Source organism: Pseudomonas japonica (assembly GCF_013522925.1).
Taxonomy (GTDB): Bacteria; Pseudomonadota; Gammaproteobacteria; order Pseudomonadales; family Pseudomonadaceae; genus Aquipseudomonas; species Aquipseudomonas japonica_A.
Map to the genome: position 1 here is coordinate 316,142 of NZ_JAAMQU010000005.1, position 12,770 is coordinate 328,911.

The 12,770-nt window shown below is 63.5% G+C and carries 11 protein-coding genes; 4 read left to right on the plus strand and 7 right to left on the minus strand.

The genetic code is table 11. From position 1 onward, the window contains the following. Positions 1-12 precede the first annotated feature (12 nt). The gene (locus G7016_RS10540; protein ID WP_181113766.1) at positions 13-531 is read right to left on the minus strand and encodes a dihydrofolate reductase; all 519 of its coding nucleotides are present in this window, start codon (positions 529-531) and stop codon (positions 13-15) included. A gap of 81 nt (positions 532-612) precedes the next feature. Here G7016_RS10540 and G7016_RS10545 point away from each other — a divergent pair, with 81 nt between their 5' ends. After that, the gene (locus G7016_RS10545; protein WP_308812155.1) at positions 613-1,983 is read left to right on the plus strand and encodes a DUF2868 domain-containing protein; all 1,371 of its coding nucleotides are present in this window, start codon (positions 613-615) and stop codon (positions 1,981-1,983) included. Beyond that, positions 1,976-3,349 carry a GTPase/DUF3482 domain-containing protein gene (locus G7016_RS10550; RefSeq protein WP_181113771.1) on the plus strand — a complete coding sequence of 458 codons (1,374 nt, stop codon included), beginning with the start codon at positions 1,976-1,978 and terminating at the stop codon, positions 3,347-3,349. The genes G7016_RS10545 and G7016_RS10550 overlap by 8 nt, the downstream gene beginning before the upstream one ends. Here G7016_RS10550 and G7016_RS10555 read toward each other — a convergent pair. Further along, on the minus strand, positions 3,316-5,595 hold the full coding sequence (locus G7016_RS10555) for a heavy metal translocating P-type ATPase (protein WP_181113773.1): 2,280 nt from the start codon (positions 5,593-5,595) through the stop codon (positions 3,316-3,318). The two genes, G7016_RS10550 and G7016_RS10555, sit on opposite strands and share 34 nt — an antisense overlap. Positions 5,596-5,673: 78 nt before the next feature. Between G7016_RS10555 and cadR the strand changes: the two genes are divergently transcribed. After that, complete coding sequence (cadR, locus tag G7016_RS10560) at positions 5,674-6,123, plus strand: Cd(II)/Pb(II)-responsive transcriptional regulator (protein WP_181113775.1); 450 nt, start codon at positions 5,674-5,676, stop codon at positions 6,121-6,123. A 294-nt stretch (positions 6,124-6,417) separates the two neighbouring features. On the opposite strand, the gene G7016_RS10565 is transcribed toward cadR, so the two are convergent. From G7016_RS10565 to G7016_RS10575, 3 genes are read right to left on the minus strand one after another with little or no spacing between them, the layout of a single operon-like run. Continuing rightward, positions 6,418-7,389 carry a thymidylate synthase gene (locus tag G7016_RS10565; protein ID WP_181113777.1) on the minus strand — a complete coding sequence of 324 codons (972 nt, stop codon included), beginning with the start codon at positions 7,387-7,389 and terminating at the stop codon, positions 6,418-6,420. A gap of 42 nt (positions 7,390-7,431) precedes the next feature. Beyond that, positions 7,432-8,241: a prolipoprotein diacylglyceryl transferase gene (lgt, locus tag G7016_RS10570; protein ID WP_181113779.1), complete on the minus strand. Its 810-nt coding sequence runs from the start codon at positions 8,239-8,241 to the stop codon at positions 7,432-7,434. A gap of 13 nt (positions 8,242-8,254) precedes the next feature. After that, complete coding sequence (locus tag G7016_RS10575) at positions 8,255-9,037, minus strand: sulfite exporter TauE/SafE family protein (protein WP_181113781.1); 783 nt, start codon at positions 9,035-9,037, stop codon at positions 8,255-8,257. Between the two features lie 119 nt (positions 9,038-9,156). Between G7016_RS10575 and G7016_RS10580 the strand changes: the two genes are divergently transcribed. Further along, positions 9,157-9,906: an NRDE family protein gene (locus tag G7016_RS10580; RefSeq protein WP_181113783.1), complete on the plus strand. Its 750-nt coding sequence runs from the start codon at positions 9,157-9,159 to the stop codon at positions 9,904-9,906. Between the two features lie 51 nt (positions 9,907-9,957). On the opposite strand, the gene ptsP is transcribed toward G7016_RS10580, so the two are convergent. Together ptsP and G7016_RS10590 are read right to left on the minus strand one after the other, a co-directional pair. Continuing rightward, entirely contained in the window at positions 9,958-12,237 is a 2,280-nt protein-coding gene (gene ptsP / locus G7016_RS10585) for a phosphoenolpyruvate--protein phosphotransferase (RefSeq protein ID WP_181113785.1), read from the minus strand. A 22-nt stretch (positions 12,238-12,259) separates the two neighbouring features. After that, positions 12,260-12,739, minus strand: a complete 480-nt coding sequence (locus tag G7016_RS10590; protein ID WP_181113787.1) for an RNA pyrophosphohydrolase — start codon at positions 12,737-12,739, stop codon at positions 12,260-12,262. Positions 12,740-12,770 lie beyond the last annotated feature (31 nt).

Sequence of the window (12,770 nt, forward strand, 5' to 3'; positions counted from 1 at the left end):
GCCGCGCCCTGATCAGCTCCCCGCCCGTTCCCATACTTCAAAGCTATAGGCTGGCGCTTCGCCTTCAGCCGGATTGCTCACATCCGAAACCTTCACCCACCCGGCTTGATCGAACGAGGGGAAATATGCGTCCCCCTTGGGCGAGGCTGCGACCCGGGTCAGGTACAGGCGGTCCGCGAATGGCAGCCCCAGCGCATAGAGCTGGGCACCGCCGATAAGCATCACCTCGTCTCCCCCTTGTTCTTTCGCCCAGGATTCCGCACGGGCAACGGCCGCCTCCAGGGACGCAAACACCTCGGCGCCTTCGAGGGCCAGCCCGGGTTGCCGGCTGACCACCAGGTTCAAGCGGCCGGGCAATGGCCGGCCGAGCGAGTCCCAGGTTTTACGGCCCATGATGATGGGCTTGCCCAAGGTGGTCGCCTTGAAATAGCGAAAATCCCCTGGCAAGTGCCAGGGCATGCGGTTTTCGATACCGATCACGCCATTCTCGGCATGGGCGGCAATCAGGCTCAGGGTAAGGGTCTTTTTCATGCCGGCGAGGATAGCAGAGCGATGCGGCTCCAGCAGCCACGGTGGGGTATGCTCAGCCCCTAACTCTTCACAGGAGTGTGCGTGAATACACTGGACACCCTTTGGCTGGCCGAGGCCATCAGCCTGCGCGAGCGGGAAACCGGCCCACTGGAGGACAGCGAAGCCAACCGCCAGGCTCGCCAGGCCGGCGCGGATTTCCCCAGCCGTTGGCAGGCGCGCGCCATTTGGCTGGCCGAGCGCGACGGCTTGGTGAGCGCCTTGAAACATTGGAAACACGGTGCGCGGCTGGGCTTGCTGGCCCTTGCTGCCTTGGCGGTAATCAGCGGTATCGGCATGGCAGGCGCAGCCCTTGCTGGCGGGCCCCGGCCGGTCAACGTTTTCTGGGCAACGGGAAGCCTGCTGGGGCTGAACGTGCTGCTGTTGGCAGGTTGGTTGCTGGGTCTGGTAGCCGGGGGCGATCAGGGTTCCTGGCTGGGTCGCGCCTGGCTGAGCATTACCCAGTGCCTTGCGCGCGACGCCAAGGCGGCCCATTTGGGGGGCGCATTGCTGGTGATGCTGCATCGTGGTCGGCTGAACCGGTGGTTGTTCGGCGCAGTAATCAATGGGCTATGGTCCCTCTGCATGCTGGCCACCTTGACGACGCTGGTGCTGATGTTTGCCGCGCGCCGCTACGATTTCGTATGGGAAACCACGTTGCTGCACAGCGATGCCTTCGTGAACCTGACCGTGCTGCTTGGAAGCCTTCCAGCCTGGCTGGGCTTTCCCGTACCCGATCCTGAACTCGTCCGCGCCAGCGGCAACGGCCCGGCCGGCTTCGATGGCGCCCGACAGGCCTGGGCAGGATGGTTGATGGGTGTGGTCATTTGTTACGGCCTGCTGCCGCGTGCACTCCTAGCGCTCAACTGCTGGGGGTGCTGGCGACGAGGTGTGGCACGCCTGGCGCCTGAGCTGGACACCCCTGAGGCGCTGGCCTTGCGGGAACGGTTGATGCCCTCTGCCGAGCCGCTGGGCGTGACCGACCGGCCAGCCGAGCCCGGCTGGGTGGCGGCGGCCCCGATGCAGGTAAGCCTGGGTAGCGGAAGCGTAATAGCCGGCATCGAACTGGATGGCGATTTGCCTTGGCCTCCTGTGGCGGGAACCCTCATGCGCGATGCGGGCATTCTTGATGACAGGGCGTCACGCCAGCGCTTGCTAGAGGCGTTGGCCGCACAACCGGCAGAGCGCTTGCTCCTGGTGTGCGACCCCCGCCGCTCACCTGACCGGGGCACGCGGGCGCTGCTTTCTGAACTGGCGCGCAACGCGCACGAGACCCGCGTGTGGTTGATGCCCCCACCCTCGGGCGAGGCGTGCAGCCCCTCACGGTTGGCGGCGTGGCAAGAAGCACTGGATGATCTGAAATTGCCAGGGGAGATCAGTTTCCCGTCTGGCTGGCTGGAGCCTGCCGATGCCTGATCCATTGAAGCTTGCCGTGGTAGGGCACACGAATGTCGGTAAAACCTCCTTGCTGCGCACGCTTACCCGCGATGTAGCGTTCGGCGAAGTCTCCGACCGCCCCGGCACCACCCGCCATGTGGAAGGCGCACGCCTGTCGGTGAACGGCGAAGCCCTGATGGAGCTTTACGATACACCCGGCCTGGAAGATGCCGTGGCCCTGCTTGAATACCTGGAGCGCTTGGGTGGCGGGATAGTGCGCCTCGATGGGCCCGGGCGTATCGAAGCCTTTCTGGGTTCGGCCGAGGCACGCCAGCGCTTCGAGCAGGAGGCAAAGGTTGTACGTCAGCTCAGCGCCTCGGATGCCGGCCTGTATGTGATCGATGCCCGTGAGCCTATCCTGGCCAAATACCGGGACGAACTGCAGATCCTGGCCAGTTGCGGAAAACCGCTGCTTCCCGTGCTCAATTTCGTCAGTGCGCCCAATGCGCGCCGCGATGATTGGCAGGTTGCCCTTGCTCGGCTCGGCTTACATGCCCAGGTTGCGTTTGATAGCGTGGCGCCGCCAGACGACGGCGAGCAGCGCCTGTATGAAAGCCTGGCATTGCTGATCGAGCGAGCACGGCCGGCACTGGAGCGCCTTGTAGCCGACCTCCAGGCCCAGCATGCACGGCGACTGAAGGCCGGGCGTGCGTTGGTCGCAGACCTGCTGGTCGATTGCGCGGCGGCCCGTCGGTTGGTGCCGCCCGCTAATCAAGAACCGGAAATCGAAGCGCTTCGCCAGCAGGTGCGCGATCGAGAACAGGTGTGCGTCGTCGCCCTGCTGAAGCTGTTCGGCTTCCGCCCGCAGGATGCGGCTGCCGCAAGCCTGCCATTGCTGGACGGCCGCTGGGGTGATGACTTGTTCAACCCCGAAACGCTGCGCCAGCTGGGTATCAAGCTGGGCGGCGGAATGGCGGCAGGCGCCGCGGCGGGTGCAGGGGTAGACCTGATGGCCGGCGGCATGACCCTGGGCCTGGCCGCTCTGGCCGGCGCTATTGCCGGTGGAGCGGTGCAAACGGCAAGAGGCTACGGGGGCCGCCTGATAGGCAAATGGCGAGGCGAGCAGGTACTCAGTGTGGACGACCCGGTGCTGCGGCTGCTTGCGCTTCGCCAGCATGCGTTGCTATTGGCGCTTGCCCGTCGCGGCCATGCGGCTCGGGAACAGTTGCAACTACCGGATCAGGACCCGGAGCACTGGCGTCAGGGCCGCCTGCCCGCCGCGCTCAAGCGAGCCCGCGCACATCCGGAGTGGTCCAGCTTGAACCCGGCCCTGCGCAACAAGCGAGGCGCATCGAGCCAGGCAGAGCGGGATCATGCGGTAGCCGAGTTGGCGGATGCACTCTGATTGGGCCTTAGCAGCCGCAGGCCGTTGAACACTACCAGCAGGCTTACGCCCATGTCGGCGAATACCGCCATCCACAGCGTTGCCATACCCAGGAAGGTAAGGGCCAGGAACACAGCCTTGATCCCCAGGGCCAGTGCGATGTTCTGGATCAACAGCCGGCGTGTGCGCCGCGACAGGGCAATGAATTCGCCGACCTTGCGCAAATCATCGTCCATCAGGGCCACGTCGGCGGTCTCGATCGCCGTATGTGAACCGGCGGCGCCCATGGCGAAACCAATGTGCGCACGGGCCAGAGCAGGCGCGTCATTGATACCGTCGCCCACCATGCCCACCACATGGCCCTTGCTGGCGAGGGCTTCGATGGCCTGCAGCTTGTCCTCGGGCAGCAGGTTGCCACGCGCCTCATCGATGCCAACCTGAGCCGCGATCGCTGCAGCCGCTGCCTGGTTGTCCCCACTGAGCATGAGTGTTTTCACACCCAGATCGTGCAGGCGCGTAATGGCCGCGGCGCTGGTGCCGCGCAATGTATCGGCAACCGCGAACACGGCCAGGGGTTGTCTGGCATCGCACAGCACTACAACGCTTTTGCCTTGCTGCTCCAGGCCGGCCAGGGTGATCTCAAGCGCTTCATCACACAGCCCTTGTTCTTCAACCAGCCGGTGATTGCCCAAGGTGAACAGCGTTTCGCCTATTCGCCCCTGGCTGCCCCGGCCTGGCAAGGCTTGGAATTCCGTCACTCCCATTTCAGCTACATTCCCCAGGCCAACGGCCAGCCCCTTCGATACCGGATGGTCGGACCGCAAGGCCAGGCTTGCCGCAATAGCCTTGAGATGCGATGGATCGCCATGCAAGGGCAGAACGTCCGTAAGTTCTGGAAGGCCCCGGGTAAGGGTGCCGGTTTTATCAAGGGCCAGCCATTCAAGGCTGTGAGCCATTTCCAGGTAGGCGCCACCCTTTACCAGAATCCCCCGCCGTGCTGCCGCCGCGAGCCCGCTGACCAAAGTGACTGGCGTGGATATAACCAACGCGCAGGGGCATGCGACCACCAGCAGCACCAGCGCCCGGTATGCCCACTCCAGCCACGTGCCAAGCCCAAGCAAAGGCGGAACCAGCCCTGTGACGCAGGCCAGCACGATCACTGCGGGGGTGTAGATGCGCGAAAACCGGTCGACGAAACGCTGCGTTGGCGCACGGCTGCCCTGGGCCTGCTCCACAACCCGCAAGATACGGCTGAGTGTCGAGTCGCTCGCAAGCTGGGTTGCGCGATACTCAAGCTCCCCTTCCTGATTGACCGTGCCGGCGAATAGCGTGTCGCCGATGGTTTTATCCACAGGCAGGCTTTCACCGGTGATGGGCGCCTGGTTCACTGTCGAGCGCCCCGCCGTGACTTCGCCATCCAGGGCGATACGCTCTCCAGGCCGGACACGCAGCAGGCTGCCGACTTCGATTGCAGCCACTTCGCGTGAGTGCCATTGGCCGTCGGCCTCACGCACCGTGGCAGTGGCAGGGGCCAATTGCATCAGCGCGCCAATCGCGTTGCGGGCGCGCTCCAGAGAGCGTGCTTCGATCCGCTCGGCGATGGCGAACAGCACCATGACCATGGCTGCTTCGGGCCATTGCCCAATGAGCGCGGCACCGGTTACGGCGATGCTCATCAGCGCATTGATGTTCAGGTTCAGCTGGCGCAGTGCGATCCAGCCCTTGCGATACGTGCCAAGGCCACTGGTGCAGATGGCGAGCAATGCCAGCACAATAACCAGCCATGGCGGCCCTGCCTGGTACAAGTGGCACAGTTCAGCTGCGGCGGCGGCAACCAGCCCTGCGACTAGCGTGATGCGGCCGCGCTTGCTGGGGGCAGGGGTTTGCGCCTCTTCTGCCTGAGCTTGCGCAAGAGGAACGGCAGTCATGCCTGTCTCGGCGATCGCCGCCTCGATTGGCGCCGTATCTGGCAGGGAATGGCGAACGCCCAGTACCCTGTTGATCAGGTTGAATTCGAGCCCGTGCACACCGGCGACCGTGCCCAGGCGCTTCTGCAACAGCGTTTGCTCGGTGGGACAGTCCATGGCCTCGATGCGAAAACGGCTCCAGGCCCCTTCCCCGGCGCCATCAAAGCTCACATGGCTTTCCCGTGGGCCTGCGTGATCGTGGTGGTGATCGTGGTGACCATGGTCGTGCCCAGCCGTATGGGTGCACGGCGAGGTCGCGGGGTGGGCAGCGTCGCGCAGCGGCTCGGTACTACGGTCCATGGTCGGCTCCAGATATTGACTGTTGCTTAGTCAACACCCTGTAGCCACTATAGGGTCAAGCACTGTTGGGAGATCAGCATGAAGATCGGCGCGTTAGCCAAGGCCACCGACTGCCAGGTGGAGACTATCCGGTACTACGAACGGGAGAACCTGCTGCCCGCACCCTCACGTACTGAAGGCAACTACCGGGAGTACACCCACGCCCATGTGGAGCGGCTGACGTTCATACGCAATTGCCGCACGCTCGACATGACGCTCGACGAAATCCGCGCCCTCCTCGCCCTGCGTGACAACGCCAGTTCGCCCTGTGCCAGCGTTAACGCGCTGGTAGATGAGCACATCGCGCACGTGCGAGCCCGGATCAACGGGCTGCTCGCGCTTGAAGCCCAATTGATTGCCCTGCGCGAGCGCTGCTACGCCAGTGATACAACTTCACACTGCGGCATTCTCGAACGGCTGGAAGTGAACGGCGCGGTTGAATTGCCAACAGCGGAAGCGAGCCATGTGGGGCGTAGTCATGGGCATTGAGGTACCCCAAGATCCGGATTTCACGTTCAACCATTTCGGGCACGACCTGTCGCCAGCGGACCAGTCGCGGGCAAGCCGGCCCGGCCCGGCTGCTACAAACGCAGGCCCAACACGGTAGCAGCACGCCTTGGCGGCGACCGGGCCGACAGGCCCGCAGGTCCGGCAGCGGATCAGTCGCGGGCAAGCCAGCGTGGCCCGGCTGCTACAAACGTAGGTCCAGCGCGGTAGCAGCACGTGTATTTAGTAACCTCTACCGCGCAGCAATGACCCGACCGAGCCCGTATGGGCCTACGCTCACACCGCCATCGGCGCCGTGAGCGGCGGGTGGTGCTCGTACCCTTCAAGTGAAAAATCGCTCGGCTCGATCTTTTCCAGCCATTGCGGCGCATACACGCCCGTGTCGGCGAAGGCGGGTACGCGGTCGGAAATGACCAGCTTCGGCGCGGGCAAGGGCTCGCGGCGCATCTGTTCGTTGAGCATGTCCAGGTGGTTCACGTACACGTGGGCATCGCCTACGAAGTAGGTCAGCCAGCGCGGCGTGTAGCCGGTGAGGCGGCCGAACAGCGACAGCATGGCAGCGCCTTCGGTGATGTTGAAGGGCGTGCCCAGGCCAAGGTCGTTCGAGCGGATATAAAGCGTAAGGGACAGCTCACGGGTTTGGGCATTGGGGTGGAACTGATACAGCAAGTGGCACGGCGGCAGGGCCATTTCGTCGAGCTGGGCGCAGTTCCAGCCATGGAACAGAATGCGCCGGCTCCCCGGGTCGTTCACGATGGTGTCCAGGCACTGGCGAACCTGATCGATGGCCTTGTACAGCACCACAAAGGCTTCGCCGCCTTCCTGATCCTCGGCAATGCTGCGATAACCCTGGGCCAGGCAGGCCTCGATAGCGGCGCCGTTGCTCAGGGGCACCCGCTTGTAGGCCGGCCATTTACGCCACTGCACCCCGTAGATTTCGCCCAGGTCATCGGTGCCCTGGCGGAAGGGGTTGTTCAGCCACTGGCTGTTCTCGTTTGCGTTCTGGTCCCACACCTTGCACCCAAGGGCACGGAAATCCGCCGCGCTATTGGCACCTCGAAGGAACCCCACCATTTCGCCTACTGCCGACTTGAACGCCAGTTTGCGAGTGGTAATGGCTGGAAAACCGTCCTTGAGGTCGAACTTCAGCATGGCCCCGGGCAGGCTGATGGTGTCCACGCCTGTGCGGTTGGCCTGGCGAGTGCCCTGCTGAATCACCTGGGCGACGAGATCGAGATATTGCTTCATGAGTATCCTGAATCAGGCGGGGCCCAAGCCCCGCCTGCAAAATTAGGCGGTCTGCCGCGGTGCAGCATCGCGGTGGTAGGCGTACCAGATCAGGGCCGCGCCGCCGATGATCATGGGCAGGCACAGCACTTGCCCCATGGTCAGCCAGCCGAAGGCCAGGTAGCCGAGCTGGGCGTCCGGTACACGGACGAACTCCACCAGGAAACGGAAAATGCCGTAGCACAGCGCGAACATGCCCGAGACGGCCATGGTTGGGCGCGGCTTGCTGGAGTAAAGCCACAGGATAACGAACAGCGCCACACCTTCCAGCGCGAACTGGTAGAGCTGCGACGGATGGCGCGGCAGCTGGGCAGGATCACTGAACGGCGGGAAGATCATGGCCCAGGGCACGTCGGTCGGCTTGCCCCACAGCTCGGCATTGATGAAGTTACCAATGCGCCCGGCGCCCAGGCCCAAGGGCACGAACGGGGCGATGAAATCCATCAGCTGGAAGAAGGTCTTGTTGTTGCGCTTGCCGAACCACCAGGTGGACAGCATCACCCCGATCAAGCCGCCATGGAAGGACATACCGCCTTTCCATACTTCGAAGATGAGCGCGGGATGGGCGATGTAGGCAGGCAGGTCATAGAACAACACATAACCCAGCCTGCCGCCGAGTATCACGCCCATCGCGACCCAGAACACCAGGTCCGAGAGTTTTTCGCGGTTCCAGGTAGGGTCGAACCGGCTCATCCGGCGTGGCGCCAACAGCCACGCGCTGCCAATGCCCACCAGGTACATCAAGCCGTACCAGTGAATCTTCAGCGGCCCCAGGCTAAGGGCAACGGGATCTATCTGCGGGTAAGGCAGCATCTTTATTCCTCGATCAAAGCAGAAAACTCAGGCCGACACTGAACAGCAGCAAAGCAAACAGCCGCTTGAGCAACCGTGGTGAAAGCCGATGCGCCAGCGCCGCGCCGAAACGGGCGAACAGCATGCTGGTGATGGCAATGCCCACAAGTGCCGGCACATAAACGAACCCGAAACTATGCGCTGGCAGCAAAGGATCGTGCCAGCCCAGCAAGATGAAACTTAGTGCACCCGAAAGCGCGATCGGCAAGCCGCAGGCCGACGAGGTAGCCACTGCCTGTTGCATGGGCACACTGCGCCAACTGAGGAAGGGCACCGTCAGCGAGCCGCCGCCGATGCCGAAAATCGCCGACGCCCAACCGATCACCACACCCGCCACGGTAAGCCCGGCCTTGCCGGGGACCTCTCGGCTGGCTTTCGGCTTGTAGTCGATCGCCATCTGCAGGCTCACCAGCAGCGCGAACACGCCGATGATCTTCTGCAAATGCGGGCCCTGGATCAGCGAGGCGGTTTTCGCACCCAGCACGCTACCGAGGATAATCCCGAGGGCCATCCACGCGAAGATGGGCCATCGCACCGCGCCACGCTTGTGATGAGCACGGATGGCATTGAACGAGGTAAAGACGATGGTTGCCAGCGAGGTACCTACCGCCAGGTGTGTCAGCACATCGGGCGAAAAGCCCTGCAGGCCGAAACTGAACACCAGCACTGGCACGATGATGATGCCGCCGCCTACGCCGAACAGGCCCGCCAGCACACCGGCACAAGCCCCCAGGGCCAGGTAGAGCGCATATTCCATGTGAGTTCCCTCGAGCGAGGGCGCATGGTACCGGATCACCCCTGTCGGCTCCAGCTATCACGATGGAAGCGAACCTTCGTTGGCGTGTACAGTTTCAGAAAAAGAGGACCCTTCCCCCTATGTGCCTGATTGTATTTGCGTGGCGGCCTGGCCACGAGCGCCCGCTTGTCGTTGCTGCCAACCGGGACGAGTTCTATGCCCGCCCTACCGCGCCACTGGCCCAGTGGGCTGACGCGCCAGGAGTATTCGCAGGAAGGGATCTGGAGGCGGGAGGCACCTGGCTGGGCCTGGGGCCTGGCGGGCGATTCGCCGCGGTAACGAACATTCGCAAGGGCGGTGCCATGCCCGGCAAGCGCTCCCGGGGCGATCTGTGCGCAGCCTACTTGACCGGAGAACAATCCCTGGATGCCTACGCCCGAGCGGTATGCAGCCGCGCCCGGGAGTATGCCGGCTTCAATCTGCTGCTAGGAGATGGCCAGCAGCTCTATTACCTGAACAGCGAGAGCCCGGTGCCCGAAGCGCTTGCAGAGGGCGTGTACGGGCTATCCAACGCGGCACTGAACACGCCGTGGCCCAAGCTTATGAAAGCCCGCAAGGCCTTTGCCGCTCAGCTCGACGGCCCTTCAGGCAACCTGCTTGAAGCCCTTGCCGACCCCGCCCCAGCCCACGATGCCGAGCTTCCGGAGACCGGCGTGGGCCTGGCGACCGAGCGTTTGCTGTCGAGCGTATTCATCGCCAGCCCCAGCTATGGCACCCGGGCGAGCACCGTCGTGATCGCACACGCGGATGGGCGTCGGGAAATAATAGAGCGAAGTTTCGGGCCTGGCGGCGGGCACCTGGGCGAAGTCGCGATCAAGGTGCCGCGATAGCCCTTCCAATAGGGTCCGGGCCAGGCCGATCACCGGCCCGGCCGCGGCGGGCTAGAGGCTTTTCGGGGCGGCCGGGTTGATCATTCGCGCCAGGCCTTGATTCTTCAGCGCCAACTGCAGGGTGCTGTGAACCAGCTGTGGGTTGTCGATTTTCATCAACTGGGCCAGCAGTTCGCAGGATTTCTCATGGCTCACCTGGCGCAGCATCCACTTCACTTTCGGCAGGTTGGTGGCGTTCATCGACAAACTGTCAAAGCCCATGGCCATCAGCAAAACAGCGGCAGCGGGGTCACCGGCCATTTCGCCGCAGATGCTCACAGGCTTGCCCTCGGCGTGCGCCTCGGTCACCACGTGTTGCAGGGCCTGTAGTACCGCCGGATGTAGGTAGTCGTAGAGGTCGGCCACCCGCGGGTTGTTACGGTCCACGGCCAGCAGGTACTGGGTAAGGTCGTTGGAGCCAACTGACAAAAAGTCTACCTGCCGGGCCAGGTCGCGGGTCTGGTAGACCGCCGCCGGGATTTCGACCATCACACCGATCGGCGGCATAGGCACATCGGTACCTTCGTCACGCACTTCGCCCCAGGCACGGTGCAGCAGGTGCAAAGCTTCTTCAAGCTCATGGGTACCCGAAATCATCGGCAAGAGAATGCGCAGGTTATTCAGCCCCTCGCTGGCCTTGAGCATCGCCCGGGCCTGCACCAGGAAAATCTCGGGGTGGTCGAGGGTTACGCGAATGCCACGCCAGCCCAGGAAGGGGTTCTCTTCCTTGATGGGGAAGTAGCTCAGGGACTTGTCGCCACCGATGTCCAGGCTGCGCATGGTGACCGGCAACGGGTGGAAGGCCGCCAGTTGCTCACGGTAGATGGCCAGCTGCTCTTTTTCGGACGGAAAGCGCTGGTTGATCATGAACGGCACTTCGGTGCGGTACAGCCCAACACCTTCGGCGCCGCGCTGCTGGGCACGGGCAACATCGGCCAGCAACCCGGTGTTCACCCAAAGCGGCATGCGATGCCCGTCGAGGGTCACGCAAGGCAGTTCCCGTAGCGCGTCCAGGCCCTTGGCCAATTCCCGCTCTTCTTCCACCACTGCGGCGTATTGCTTGGTGAGGATCTCGCTGGGGTTGGTGAAGACCTCGCCGTGGTAGCCATCGACGATCATCTGAATGCCGTCGACCTTCGAATACGGCAGATCTACCAGGCCCATCACGGTAGGGATGCCCATGGCACGCGCCAGGATCGCCACATGGGAGTTGCCCGAGCCCATGACGGAGATCAACCCGACCAGCTTGCCTTCCGGGACTTCGCCCAGCATCGCCGGGGACAGCTCTTCGCTGACCAGAATGGTGTTATCCGGATACACCAGCGTTTGCTGACGGGCCTGCTGAAGGTAGGCAAGCAAGCGTCGGCCCAGGTCTTTCACGTCTGCAGCGCGCTCGCGCAGATAGGCGTCGTCCATCAGCTCGAAACGGTTGACGTGCTCGCTGACCACCTGCCGCAGAGCACCCTGTGCCCACTGGCCGGTCTTGATGACGTTACGCACTTCGCTGCCCAGGGAGGCATCGTCGAGCATCATCAGGTACACATCGAAGAGCGCGCGCTCCTCTGGCCGCAGTTGGGTTGCGAGCTTCGCCGAGAGGGTGCGCATGTCGTTGCGCACGCCTTCAAGGGCCGTCTCGAACAACTGCATTTCGGCGTCCACGTCGGTCACCGTGCGGTCCGGAACCACCTCCAGGTCCGCTGGCGGCAGCACCACAACTGCGGTGCCCACGGCCGCGCCGGGCGAACCGGGCACACCCACGAAGCGTGCCTCCTGGGTACCTTTGCCCTGGCGCCCCAGCCCACGAATGGAGCCGGTAGCCTCGGCATGGGCGATAACGCCGGCCAGTTGGGCGCTCATGGTCACGAGGAAGGCTTCTTCGCCCTCGTCGAATTGCCGGCGCTCCTTCTGCTGAATGACCAGCACGCCGACTACGCGGCGGTGATGGATGATCGGCGCGCCGAGGAAGGAGGCATAGCGCTCCTCGCCAGTTTCGGCGAAATAGCGGTACCGGGGGTGATCGGCGGCGTTTTCGAGGTTGAGGGGTTCTTCACGGGTACCCACAAGGCCTACCAGGCCTTCGTTGGGGGCCATGCTGACACGGCCGATGGAGCGCTTGTTCAGCCCCTCGGTCGCCATCAGCACGAAGCGATTGGTTTCGGGATCGAGCAGGTACACCGAGCATACCTGGCTGCTCATCGCCTCCTGTACGCGGATGACGATGATCCCCAACGCCGTTTTCAGATCCTTGGCGGAGTTGACTTCCTGGACGATCTTGCGCAGCGTATTGAGCATGGCTCGGGGTCGAACTCCGTCGTCAGTCGCGCGATAAGAGGCGTGGCGCCAATTCTTTCAAGGCCCGGCGATACACTTCCCGCTTGAACGTCACTACCTGCCCGAGCGGATACCAATAACTGACCCACCGCCAGCCGTCGAATTCCGGCTTGCCGGTAAGGTCCATCCGCACGCGCTGCTCGTTGCTCACAAGGCGCAGCAGGAACCACTTTTGCTTCTGCCCGATGCACAACGGCTGGCTGTGGGTACGCACCAACCGCTGGGGTAGACGGTAGCGCAGCCAGCCGCGGGTGCAGGCAAGAATCTCCACGTCCTGGCGCTCAAGGCCTACTTCTTCATTCAGCTCGCGATACAACGCCTGCTCCGGCGTTTCCTCGGGGTTGATGCCACCTTGGGGAAACTGCCAGGCATCCTGATTGATCCGGCGCGCCCATAGCACCTGGCCTGCATCATTGGTAAGAATGATGCCTACATTGGGGCGGAATCCATCGGGGTCGATCACGGCGGCAACCTCGCAAACGCATGTTCGGGCA

Coding starts and splice junctions, on each gene's coding strand:
- G7016_RS10540 (WP_181113766.1), bottom strand. CDS start 531: ATGAAAAAGACCCTTACCCTGAGCCTGATTGCCGCCCATGCCGAGAAT.
- G7016_RS10550 (WP_181113771.1), top strand. CDS start 1,976: ATGCCTGATCCATTGAAGCTTGCCGTGGTAGGGCACACGAATGTCGGT.
- G7016_RS10555 (WP_181113773.1), bottom strand. CDS start 5,595: ATGGACCGTAGTACCGAGCCGCTGCGCGACGCTGCCCACCCCGCGACC.
- cadR (WP_181113775.1), top strand. CDS start 5,674: ATGAAGATCGGCGCGTTAGCCAAGGCCACCGACTGCCAGGTGGAGACT.
- G7016_RS10565 (WP_181113777.1), bottom strand. CDS start 7,389: ATGAAGCAATATCTCGATCTCGTCGCCCAGGTGATTCAGCAGGGCACT.
- lgt (WP_181113779.1), bottom strand. CDS start 8,241: ATGCTGCCTTACCCGCAGATAGATCCCGTTGCCCTTAGCCTGGGGCCG.
- G7016_RS10575 (WP_181113781.1), bottom strand. CDS start 9,037: ATGGAATATGCGCTCTACCTGGCCCTGGGGGCTTGTGCCGGTGTGCTG.
- G7016_RS10580 (WP_181113783.1), top strand. CDS start 9,157: ATGTGCCTGATTGTATTTGCGTGGCGGCCTGGCCACGAGCGCCCGCTT.
- ptsP (WP_181113785.1), bottom strand. CDS start 12,237: ATGCTCAATACGCTGCGCAAGATCGTCCAGGAAGTCAACTCCGCCAAG.